The sequence below is a fragment of the Bacillaceae bacterium S4-13-56 genome (genome assembly GCA_040191315.1).
GTDB lineage: Bacteria > Bacillota > Bacilli > Bacillales > JAWJLM01 > JAWJLM01.
This window is the reverse complement of sequence record JAWJLM010000009.1, coordinates 1-11,861: the sequence shown is the minus strand read 5'-3', so window position 1 is coordinate 11,861 and position 11,861 is coordinate 1. Positions and strand designations below refer to the sequence as shown.

11 protein-coding genes are annotated in these 11,861 nt (G+C 36.5%); 7 read left to right on the top strand and 4 right to left on the bottom strand.

Annotated features, from left to right (window positions below; all coding sequences use genetic code 11):
- Window positions 1–32: 32 nt before the first annotated feature.
- The 3 genes from RZN25_04435 to guaC form a co-directional block, all read right to left on the bottom strand.
- A complete protein-coding gene (locus RZN25_04435; GenBank protein MEQ6376070.1) occupies window positions 33–710 on the bottom strand; it encodes a queuosine precursor transporter in 678 nt (225 codons plus the stop codon).
- Window positions 711–864: 154 nt separating this feature from the next.
- The gene (locus tag RZN25_04430) at window positions 865–1,065 is read right to left on the bottom strand and encodes a cold-shock protein (protein MEQ6376069.1); all 201 of its coding nucleotides are present in this window, start codon (window positions 1,063–1,065) and stop codon (window positions 865–867) included.
- Window positions 1,066–1,284: 219 nt separating this feature from the next.
- Window positions 1,285–2,268 (bottom strand): GMP reductase, encoded by a 984-nt coding sequence (gene guaC / locus RZN25_04425; GenBank protein ID MEQ6376068.1) that lies wholly within the window; start codon window positions 2,266–2,268, stop codon window positions 1,285–1,287.
- A 369-nt stretch (window positions 2,269–2,637) separates the two neighbouring features.
- Here guaC and pflB point away from each other — a divergent pair, with 369 nt between their 5' ends.
- The 4 genes from pflB (at window position 2,638) to RZN25_04405 (ending at window position 8,215) form a co-directional block, all read left to right on the top strand.
- Window positions 2,638–4,866 carry a formate C-acetyltransferase gene (gene pflB / locus RZN25_04420; GenBank protein MEQ6376067.1) on the top strand — a complete coding sequence of 743 codons (2,229 nt, stop codon included), beginning with the start codon at window positions 2,638–2,640 and terminating at the stop codon, window positions 4,864–4,866.
- A 59-nt stretch (window positions 4,867–4,925) separates the two neighbouring features.
- Entirely contained in the window at window positions 4,926–5,663 is a 738-nt protein-coding gene (gene pflA, locus RZN25_04415) for a pyruvate formate-lyase-activating protein (GenBank protein MEQ6376066.1), read from the top strand.
- A 190-nt stretch (window positions 5,664–5,853) separates the two neighbouring features.
- Window positions 5,854–7,524, top strand: a complete 1,671-nt coding sequence (locus tag RZN25_04410; protein MEQ6376065.1) for a formate--tetrahydrofolate ligase — start codon at window positions 5,854–5,856, stop codon at window positions 7,522–7,524.
- 49 nt (window positions 7,525–7,573) lie between these two features.
- Window positions 7,574–8,215, top strand: coding sequence for an HD domain-containing protein (locus tag RZN25_04405; GenBank protein ID MEQ6376064.1), 642 nt, complete (start codon window positions 7,574–7,576; stop codon window positions 8,213–8,215).
- Here RZN25_04405 and RZN25_04400 read toward each other — a convergent pair.
- Entirely contained in the window at window positions 8,205–9,218 is a 1,014-nt protein-coding gene (locus RZN25_04400) for a peptidoglycan-binding protein (GenBank protein MEQ6376063.1), read from the bottom strand. The genes RZN25_04405 and RZN25_04400 overlap by 11 nt on opposite strands.
- A gap of 459 nt (window positions 9,219–9,677) precedes the next feature.
- On the opposite strand from RZN25_04400, the gene RZN25_04395 reads away from it, so the two are divergent.
- The 3 genes from RZN25_04395 (at window position 9,678) to RZN25_04385 (ending at window position 11,795) form a co-directional block, all read left to right on the top strand.
- On the top strand, window positions 9,678–10,394 hold the full coding sequence (locus tag RZN25_04395; protein MEQ6376062.1) for a toxin: 717 nt from the start codon (window positions 9,678–9,680) through the stop codon (window positions 10,392–10,394).
- Between the two features lie 106 nt (window positions 10,395–10,500).
- Window positions 10,501–11,295, top strand: coding sequence for a thymidylate synthase (locus tag RZN25_04390; GenBank protein ID MEQ6376061.1), 795 nt, complete (start codon window positions 10,501–10,503; stop codon window positions 11,293–11,295).
- A complete protein-coding gene (locus tag RZN25_04385) occupies window positions 11,292–11,795 on the top strand; it encodes a dihydrofolate reductase (GenBank protein MEQ6376060.1) in 504 nt (167 codons plus the stop codon). The genes RZN25_04390 and RZN25_04385 overlap by 4 nt, the downstream gene beginning before the upstream one ends.
- The last annotated feature ends 66 nt before the right edge of the window (window positions 11,796–11,861 follow it).

The window sequence follows — 11,861 nt, the reverse complement described above, 5'->3', positions numbered from 1 at the left end:
GTCGATGATCAAGGGCGCTTGCGCTTTTCTTACTATTCTGGGAGTTTGATTTTTTTTGCAATATAAAGAAAGGGTGTATCCAATGCAGCGACTAAAAACTTTAAAACGTACGTGGTTATAAAGATTTGAATCCAAGTTTCCATTGGATAAGTGCCTAAAAATGCAATGGTACAAAAGATGGTTGTATCTAATAACTGAGATATCATAGTACTTACATTATTTCTTACCCATAGTAATCGATCAGAAGGAATCATCGCTTTTATTTTTGAATAAACCCATACATCAAAATATTGGCTGATTATATAAGCAATTAAACTTCCTAAAGCAATTCTGGGAACAAGCCCAAAGATAGTTTCTAAGGATCCTTGCGCAAAATCTTCGCTGTGTGGAATAAAGCGAAGTCCAAATTGCATCGTTATTATCATCATTCCCAATGAAAAAAACCCTAACCATACTGCTTTTTTCGCCTCTTTTTCCCCATATCTTTCATTTAAAATGTCCGTAGCCAGAAAACTTGATCCGTAAAGTACATTCCCTAATGTAGCTGTTAGGCCAAATAATTCAACTGTTTTCAGGACTTGGATATTAGCTAGTATTGTTGCAAACGCAATCCACACAAGAATACCAGACTTCCCGAAAATTCTTAGACTGACAAGTAGCAGGGAAAAGCTGACGATTGCATAGAGCAATCCCCATAATTCATTATACATTTCATTACCTCCTAGTTTTGATAACGCGGGAGTTCTCGAACCGCGAGTGTAGTCATACACAATTTCCTATTATAAGAGTAAAATAGCACTCATGCAATAGTATATAGATAAAGAAAAAAAGATGATAGTAAAACCATCATCTTTAAGTTTACAATTATTGTTTTTCGACGTTAGCTGCTTGAGGTCCACGCTCACCTTCAACGATTTCGAAAGTAACAGATTGACCTTCTTCTAGAGTTTTGAACCCCTCTCCTTGAATAGCAGAGTAATGAACAAACACATCATTACCGCCTTCAACTTGAATGAAACCATAACCTTTTTCTGCATTGAACCATTTTACTACGCCATTTTGCATGTAAATAATCCTCCTAAAACTTTCACATAAGTGAATTAAATCTAAGCAAAATAATGGTAGAAAAAAGCAAGGAAAAACTATAGATATGGGGGATCATCAAACTCATCCACTTCTATAGAAGTTCCTTGCTTTAATGAATCCGCACATAATTTTGCTTAGGGTAAATATAGCTTATTTTAGAGGTTTCGTCAAGAAAAATGGTTAATTATGGACATGGAATTAATAGATTTTGTCACCATTAAATATTGAATTTTTAACAATAACATAATCAACCGTTCGAATGCTGTCTAAACTATCCCCACCTGAATAGGATATAGAGGACTGTAAATCTTGTTCCATTTCAATTAGGGTTTCCATTAACGATCCTTTGCGCTCTACATACATTTTTTTACCCTCAACGTTTTTCTTTTCACCCTTTTGAAACTCTGAAGCAGATCCGAAATATTCTTTAAAAAGTTTTCCATCTTTTTCGAATGTCTCCCCAGGAGATTCATCATGCCCTGCAAATAAAGAACCAATCATAACCATTGTGGCTCCAAAGCGAATGGATTTTGCGATGTCTCCATGGGTCCGAATTCCACCGTCTGCAATGATAGGTTTGGTAGCCGCTTTTGAACACCAGCGCAGAGCAGCAAGCTGCCAGCCTCCCGTACCAAAACCAGTTTTAATTTTAGTAATACAGACTTTTCCAGGACCAATCCCAACTTTTGTAGCATCTGCCCCTGCATGTTCTAATTCTCTAACTGCTTCTGGTGTTCCGACATTCCCCGCAATAACAAAGCTCTGAGGTAGGTTTCTCTTTATGTGTGTAATCATTTCTATGACTGAGTTTGAATGACCATGGGCAATATCAATTGTAATATATTCTGGGATTAGATTTTCTTTCGCTAAATCTTCAACAAGTTTATATTCTTCGGGTTTCACCCCAACACTAATAGAAGCATACAACCCTCGATTTTTCATATCCTTTACAAAATCTAAGCGTTTTTCTGGTTCAAAGCGATGCATGATATAAAAATAATTATTTTCTGCAAGAAATAAGGCGATTTTTTCATCGATAATTGTTTGCATATTTGCAGGTACAACAGGTAAACGAAAACTTCTACCTCCTAATTTAACAGTGGTATCACATTCGGATCGACTATTCACAACACATTTTGCAGGAACAAGTTGAACATCTTCATAATCGAATACATTTTCCACAAACAACACCCCTAAACACGAATATTTTTTGTTTATTAATATTTAATGTTCGTATAATATTCACTTTACTTGATTTCATTAAAAGTGTCAAAGATTTTAAAGGGAAAAAGATAAGGACGGTATTGTGTCCAATTTACTAAGTGTTAAATAATGGAATAATTTGATGTGTTATATAATTAGCATTTCTGTACTATAACTACAAATCTGAACAAACTACTTGTTGTTATCACATTTTAGACACATTTTTTAAATTTATATTATTGTGTATTAATAAAATAAATGGTACAGTTTGAATAAGGAAACATGTTCATTGTTTCACATATTTTTTTATTTTAATTGTGAATTACATCACAAAGGAGATGCAAAAAAATGAAAGAATGGCAAGGATTTAAAAGTGGAAAGTGGATGGACCGTATAGACGTAAGAGACTTTATTCAAGAAAATTATACTCCTTATGAGGGAGATGAGGCTTTTCTAGAAGGTTCAACAGAAGCTACTAATCAATTATGGGAACAAATACTAGAGTTATCCAAAAAAGAAAGGGAGAACGGTGGAGTACTAGATGTAGATCGCAGCACGATCTCAACCATTGTTTCTCATAAAGCTGGGTACTTAAATAAAAATTTAGAACAAATTGTGGGTGTCCAAACGGATGAACCATTTAAAAGATCCCTTCAACCTTTTGGTGGAATTCGTATGGTAAAGCAGGCCTGTGAAGCATATGGCTTTGAGCTCGACCCTTCTGTAGAAGAAATTTTCTCGAAATATCGTAAGACACATAATCAGGGTGTGTTCGATGTCTATACAAAGGAAATGTTACTAGCACGTAAGGCTGGCATTATAACTGGTCTTCCTGATGCTTATGGAAGAGGTCGCATTATCGGAGATTATCGTAGAGTCGCTCTTTATGGTATAGATAGACTTATGGCTGAACGTAAAGAAATATTCGACAAAATTGTTCCGGATGTAATGAATGAAGAAACCATTCGAGATCGAGAAGAAATTACCGAACAATACCGTGCTCTTCAAGAATTAAAGGAAATGGCTGCTAACTATGGTTATGATATCTCAAAACCTGCTCATAATGCACAAGAAGCCATTCAGTGGTTATACTTTGGTTATTTAGCAGCTATTAAGGAGCAAAATGGAGCAGCTATGTCCCTTGGAAGAGTTTCAACTTTCCTTGATATCTACATTGAAAGAGATTTGGAAAAAGGAATTTTAACAGAAAAACAAGCTCAGGAACTTGTGGATCATTTTATTATGAAGCTTCGTATCGTTAAGTTCCTTAGAACACCAGATTACAATGAACTATTCTCTGGAGATCCAACTTGGGTAACAGAATCTATTGGAGGCATGGGGTTAGATGGCCGAACTCTAGTAACAAAGTCATCCTTCAGATTCTTACACACATTAGATAACTTAGGACCAGCTCCAGAACCAAACTTAACTGTACTATGGTCTACTAGATTACCAGAAGCATTTAAAAAATACTGCAGCAAAATGTCTATCAAGTCTAGCTCCATCCAATATGAAAATGACGATCTTATGATTAAAGAATATGGAGATGACTATGGTATTGCATGCTGTGTATCGGCAATGAAGATTGGGAAACAAATGCAATTCTTTGGTGCAAGAGCCAACTTGGCCAAAGCCCTCCTTTATGCAATTAACGGCGGTGTTGATGAAAAGATTAAGAAACAGGTAGGCCCAGCCTTCGCTCCAATTACAAAAGATGTTTTAGAATTTGATGAAGTGATGGAAAAGTTCGATCAAATGATGGATTGGTTAGCAAAACTCTACGTTAACACTCTTAACATTATTCATTTCATGCATGATAAGTATGCTTATGAAAGAATAGAAATGGCTCTTCATGACAGAGAAATTTTACGTACAATGGCATGTGGAATAGCGGGACTATCCGTTGTAACAGATTCACTAAGTGCTATTAAATACGCTAAGGTTCATGTGATCCGTGATGAGGATGGATTAGCTACTGACTTCAGTATTGAGGGGGATTTCCCTAAATACGGTAACAATGATGATCAAGTTGATCAGATTGCTGTATCTATTGTTAAAACATTCATGAATAAATTGCGTAAGCACCCGACTTATAGAAATTCTTTACCAACTCAGTCTATTTTAACGATTACTTCCAACGTGGTATATGGAAAGAAAACTGGTAACACACCAGATGGACGTAAAGCTGGAGAGCCATTTGCTCCTGGAGCCAATCCCATGCATGGTCGTGATGAAAAAGGTGCCTTAGCGTCTGTATTATCGGTTGCTAAGTTACCTTATGAAGACTCTTTAGATGGAATTTCCTTAACACATTCTATGGTTCCAAAGGCACTTGGGAAAGAATCTGATGAACAGATTGCTAATCTTGCAGCCATTTTAGATGGATACGCAGCAAAAGAAGGACACCATATGAACGTAAACGTTTTTGAAAGAGAGACTTTGATGGATGCCATGGAGCACCCTGAAAAATATCCACAGTTAACGATTCGTGTATCGGGTTATGCTGTAAACTTCATCAAGTTAACTCGTGAACAGCAAATAGATGTTATTAACCGCACGTTCCACGAAATGATGTAGTTGAATGAAGGGGATGATTACATTCGTTTTCACCTCTATAACAGAAAGGGATGGTCAGCATGAAAGGAAGAATTCATTCAGTAGAAACCTGTGGAACAGTTGATGGACCAGGAATTCGATTCGTAGTGTTTACACAAGGGTGTCCATTAAGGTGTTTATATTGTCATAATCCAGACACTTGGGACAAATCAGGTGGGAAGGAAGTTACTATAGATTCCCTTATGAATGAAATTAGTTCTTACCTTCCTTTCATAAGGGCATCCAAAGGTGGAATCACTGTAAGTGGTGGAGAACCACTCATGCAGCCCGAATTTGTATTAGCTTTGTTCAAAGCTTGTAAAGAAAAGGGGATTCATACAGCTCTTGACACAAGTGGAGCTATTATCCCACCTCAAATGGATGAAATTTTGGATGTGTGTGATTTAGTATTGTTAGACATTAAACATATTGAATCAGATATGCAAAAGAATATTACAGGCTTAGGGAACAAAAACACTATGAAATTACTTTCTAAATTAAGAGAAAAATCGATTAATGTTTGGATTCGGCACGTATTAGTGCCAGGACTGACCTTAGATAAAACCTCCTTAAATAAATTAGGGGAATATTTAGGTGAGTATTCAAATGTTAAAAGAATCGACTTACTCCCATATCACAAAATGGGGGAATACAAATGGGAAGCACTTGGACTAAACAACACCCTCGCATATGTGAAAAGTCCTTCCAAACAAGATGTAGAACAAGCCTACGACTGGGTTAACCAAGCAATGGCCGAAAAACAAAGAGAAATATCATAAAATGTTTAGTAAAACTTAAATATCAAAGATGATTCCTCTTTATTTTAAGGGATCATCTTTTTAGTTTTTTCCAATAAATTAACGAAAATAAACAGAATATTAACAATTGTACTTCTTTAATGAAACTGAGGAAAAGTAGGATCTTTTTACTGTACAATAGACTTGTAAAATATACAAGGAGGATGGGACTATGAAAACAGACATTCAAATTGCTCAAGAAGCAACCATGAAACCGATTGAAGAGATAGCAGAAATGATATCGCTTTCAAAAGAGGATTGGGAGCCTTATGGACATTATAAGGCAAAGATTTCGGATAAGCTTTTGGAAAAATGGGAAGACCGAGCAGATGGAAAAATCATTCTCGTTACAGCTATAAGTCCAACACCGGCTGGAGAGGGGAAATCAACTGTAACGGTAGGATTGGGTCAAGCCTTACATAAATTAAATAAACGTTCCATTATCGCTTTACGTGAACCATCTTTAGGACCTACGATGGGGATTAAGGGTGGGGCGGCAGGTGGTGGATATTCGCAGGTAATGCCTATGGAAGATATTAATCTTCATTTTACTGGTGATATCCATGCTATCACTACTGCAAATAACGCTCTTTCTGCCCTCATTGACAATCATATTCATCAAGGCAATGCTCTCGGAATTGATGCTAGACGAGTCGAGTGGAAGCGTGTCCTGGATTTAAATGATCGAGCTTTACGAAATGTGGTCATTGGTTTAGGAGGACCTATTCAAGGGGTTCCACGAGAAGATGGTTTTAATATCACTGTTGCATCTGAAATTATGGCGGTGCTCTGTTTATCGGATAGCCTTTCTGATTTAAAAAATCGATTGGCCAGAATTGTCATAGGATATACTTATGAAAAACAACCAGTTACAGTAAAGGATCTTGGAGTTGAGGGAGCTTTAACACTACTCTTAAAGGATGCTATTAAGCCTAATTTAGTTCAAACTTTAGAAAATACTCCGGCCCTTATCCATGGTGGTCCATTTGCGAATATCGCTCACGGATGTAATAGCATAATGGCAACAAAGCTAGCATCTAAACTTGGAGATTATGTGGTAACAGAAGCGGGGTTTGGAGCTGATTTAGGAGCGGAAAAGTTCCTTGATATTAAAACTAGAGCCGGTAAGATCAAACCTTCAGCTGTAGTTATTGTAGCTACAATTCGTGCTTTGAAAATGCATGGGGGTGTTCCTAAGAAGGAGCTATCCCAGGAAAATGTTGAGGCATTAAGTAATGGAATGCAAAACCTACAAAAACACATTGAAACTATACAAGCTTTTGGCTTACCATTTGTCATTGCTTTAAATAAGTTCCCAACAGATACGGAGGAAGAATTATCCTTTGTAGAAAAATGGTGTCAAGAAAATGGGTATACGATGAGCTTGACGGAAGTTTGGGAAAAGGGTGGAAATGGAGGAGTAGATTTAGCAACAAAGGTTATAGAAAAGGTGGAATCTAATAAGGATGAGTTCAAACCTATTTATGATCTGGAAGATTCCATTGAAGAAAAAATAACCAAAATTGTAACGAAGGTTTATGGGGGAGTGGGTATTGAATTATCGCCAAAAGCCAAAAAACAAATCAAGCAATTTGAAGAATTTGGTTGGAGTCATTTGCCTATATGTATGGCGAAAACACAGTATTCTCTTTCTGATGACCCTACTCTTCTTGGTAGACCAGAAGGATTCACAATAACCATTAGGGAATTTAGACCTTCAATAGGTGCAGGATTTCTAGTTGCTTTAACAGGTGATATAATGACAATGCCTGGATTACCAAAAGAACCTGCAGCACTCAAAATGGATGTAGATGCGAATGGTGTTGTAACTGGATTGTTCTAACAAAAGACCCCACAGGGGTCTTTTGTATAATTAAAGAAGGAGTTAAGTTATGATACAAATGGAGTTAATAGCAGAAGTTAAAGAAAGCGTTAGAAAAAGATTTGAGAATGACTCTACTGGACATGATTACTGGCATATGGCGAGGGTCGTCCACATATCAGAACAAATAGCGACTAAAGAGGGTGCTGACGTTTTTCAATGTCAATTAGCCGGTTGGATTCATGATTTGTTTGACCATAAATTATGCGAACATCCCGAAGAAGAAAAAAACAAAATGAGCAATTTCCTTCTAGGAAGAGGTTTATCTTATGAGGAAGTTAAAAAGACCATGAATATTATTGAGGAAGTTTCCTTTAGCAAAAACAAAACCCCCCCCACAACAATAGAGGGGAAGGTAGTTCAAGATGCCGACCGCTTAGATGCAATCGGAGCTATCGGTATTGCACGCACTTTTGCTTATGGTGGAGCTAAAGGTCAATTAATATATAATCCTGGAAGTGAAACACAACATATAGAGGGATTACACCTTCAAGGGTCTGCGTCGACTTCGATCCAGCATTTTTATGATAAGCTTTTAAAATTAAAGGATTTAATGAACACCAAATATGGATATCAATTAGCTTGTGAAAGACATCAATTTATGGATGGATTTTTAAAACAATTTTATAAAGAGTGGCCCACTAATCTATAACTAGACGTCGTGAACCTAAGTAGCGTGATGTCCAATAATTTTCTGTCATATCGCTTATGGTTACTCCTCTAGATAGGGAGGCATGAATAAATTTATTGTTTCCAATATAGATACCCATATGTGATGGGCCAGGTTTGTATGTTTCGTAGAAAACAAAATCTCCTACACTTGGTTCCGATACGGATAACGAAACATTCCATAAGTCTGGTACCGTTCTTGGAACCTTTATTCCTTTTTGGAGAAATACATATTGGATGTAGCCGCTGCAATCAAATCCACCTGGCGATTCTCCCCCCCAAATATAAGGGGTCCCTAGATATTGCTGTGCGATTTGTACAGTAGAGGAATTAGAGCTTTTCGCACTTACTTGAACAATTTTCGGATCTTTTGTAGTTGTACTTCTACGATAAGTAGTTTGTCTAACTGGTTTTTTAGATGCATTAACCATTTTCTCTAGCATTTCTTGTTCCACGTTGGCAGTGACAGGAAGGTTTTCCTGTGCTTGAAAAGATTTAACTGCTCTCTCAGTTGAAGGTCCGAATATACCGTCTACATCCCCATTGTAGTAATCTAAAAAATGTAAAGCGCGTTGTAATAATTCTACTTCTTTACCTTTCTCGCCTAATTGAATAGGGTCTGAAATATCTTGTAATGGTTTCATGTAATAATCTCTTTCTGTTTGTACCAAATGCTTGGTAATTCTTTTGTCAGCTTGCCCTGTAACTTCCAAATTATTTTCCCGTTGATATTCCTTTAAAGCAACCTCCGTGTATGGATCAAATTTGCCATTAATTTCCTCATTATAATAGCCCAAATGGTTAAGTTTGGTTTGCAGTGTCTTAACTGCAATTCCTTGCTGTCCAAAGCTTAATGTTCTTGTGCTTTGAAATTCCTCATCTGTTAAGACAGGGTATGCGTCAGCGTATACAGCCAAAGGTTGCGAAAGGATGAATCCAACGGCCATGCCTTGAGTTAGTCTCTTCTTCGATAGAAATGAAGGCATTATAATACCCCTTTCCCTTTATTGTGATGTCCATAATAAATATGTAAAAGGGGAAGGGACTATGTGTACTTTTTTAATTTGTATTATTTTTGTAATGTAAATTGCATAGGTTGGCTTTCATATCAAATTTGTCTAATGTGTGTATTATCTCCTTAGTATAAAGGGAAGGTCCTTTGCTTTGGAATTTCCCATCAAATTCTTTATTTAAAAACAGGATTAAGAAACTACAAGCTAGCAACAACATAAAAACTCATATTTGTTTAGGTCTCATCATTCCTCTCCCTATATCATCCAATGGATCTATTAATAAGCAACTATAGTAGAAAAATGTCGAAATACAAAGTACTTCCTGCTAATTTATTAATGTTTCTATCAATTTTTGCCTTTATATATGATAAACTTATAATATAATAGGCAGAATATTCTACGAAGTATTTCCTGATAGAAAGGGTGAACAGCATGAAAAAACATAGTTTACTAATTACCCTTATCGTTCTACTTCTTTTATTATCTGGACTTGATACAAAACGTCCATTTACTGGCGTTATTCTTCAAAAAGCTTCTGGCGAAAAACAGCTGGAATATGCTAAAACTTATCCAAATTATGATATTTTAGAGCGAATGGTTTATATCCCTAGTGAGGTAAAGGATTGGCCTTCATTGACAAATATGATTTTCCACATTCAGTCTATCGAACGTCCCATACTACAACGGTTAGAGAGTGCAGGAGTTAAAATACGATTATTTCATGGGGATTTAACTGATGAGCCATGGCTTTACCATTTAAAATGGGAACAGCCTAGAGGTTGGAAAAGTCCTGTAACCTGGGAAGACGTTCCTGGTTCGGGCGGGTCGTGGTTAATATCGGCAAAAATTGGGGCAAGTGATCCTGGCAATGGTCACCGCTCCGTAAATTTAGAGTTACATGAGATAGGACACACTATTTATAAATTACTAAAAAATAATGATAGTCTAGCAAGCGATTTTGAAAAAATTTGGAAGAGTGAGGTTCATCATTTATTCGGAGATCAGGAGTATTTTAATGTGTACTCTAGTGAGTATTTCTCAGAGTCTTTTGCTTACTATTACGCAAATGAGGATTTAAAGGCCCAATTAAAAAAGAAAGCGCCTGAAACGGCAGCATTTATCTCTAAACTGTCAACTTATAGATATTAATGTTGTTTTTAGAGTTGCCTTGTTTCCTTAGAAAAAGACATGGTACAATTCTGTGAGAGCATATAGAGGGGCTATTTCCCCTCTAATTTTGAGGGGGAAAATATGAATGAGGCAATATTTAGATCTTTGCAAGTATATTCTTGATGAAGGGGTTGAAAAAGAGGATCGAACTGGCACAGGTACTATTAGTGTTTTTGGCTATCAGGCAAAATACTCCCTAGAAGATTCTTTTCCTTTGTTAACAACTAAGAAGTTACATCTTCGTTCTATTATTTATGAACTATTGTGGTTTTTACATGGAGATACAAATATTAAATACCTCAATGACCATGGAGTACGGATTTGGAATGAGTGGGCGGATGAGAATGGAGATTTAGGGCCTGTTTACGGAAAGCAATGGAGATCCTGGGAGGGAGCTAACGGTAAGACAGTAGACCAAATTACTCAAGTACTGGAGACGATTAAAAATAATCCTGACTCTAGAAGGATGATTGTTAATGCTTGGAATGTAACAGAAATAGAAGAAATGGCCTTGCCGCCTTGTCACTGCCTATTTCAGTTCTATGTTGCAGATGGGAAGTTATCTTGTCAGTTATACCAAAGATCTGCTGATGTCTTTCTTGGTGTCCCATTTAATATTGCTTCTTACGCTTTGTTGACCATGATGATGGCACAGGTGACTGGATTAAAACCTGGAACTTTTGTACATACTTTGGGAGATGCGCATATATATACTAATCATCTAGAACAAGTAAAACTACAGTTGACGAGAGAGCCAAAGACTCCACCCAAAATGATAATAAACCCAAGTGTAACAGATTTATTTTCATTTACTTATGAGGATTTCAAACTAGTTGACTATGCCCCACATCCCCATATAAAAGGAGAAGTCTCTGTATGATTTCAATACTTGTAGCAATGGATAAGGATGGTTTGATTGGTAAGGATAAGGACTTGCCATGGAGATTACCTAACGATCTTAAGTATTTTAAACAATTAACAACTAACCATACTATTTTAATGGGCAGAAAAACCTATGAGTCCATCGGTCGCCCGTTACCAAACAGAACCAATGTTGTTATAACACGAAATAAAGATTTCCACCCGGATGGCTGCCAAGTTGTTCACTCTATAAAAGAAGTCCAAGAATTGTTCAAGGAACAATCAAATGATGAACTTTTTGTAATTGGTGGAAGTGATATTTTCAAGCTATTGTTACCTTTTACAGATCGGCTCTATATCACAAAAATAGACGAAAGGTTTGAAGGGGATACATTTTTCCCTGAAATTGATTATGACAATTGGAACTTAGTTAGTAAAGAACAGGGAGAAAAGGATGAAAATAATCCTTATGATTATTATTTTTGTATTTATGACAAAAAAATCGGAACCGCTAGATAATTAAGTGAAAACACCCCAAAAAGGGGTGTTTTTTTCAAAAAGATAAAAATATAAAATTTGTCTAGC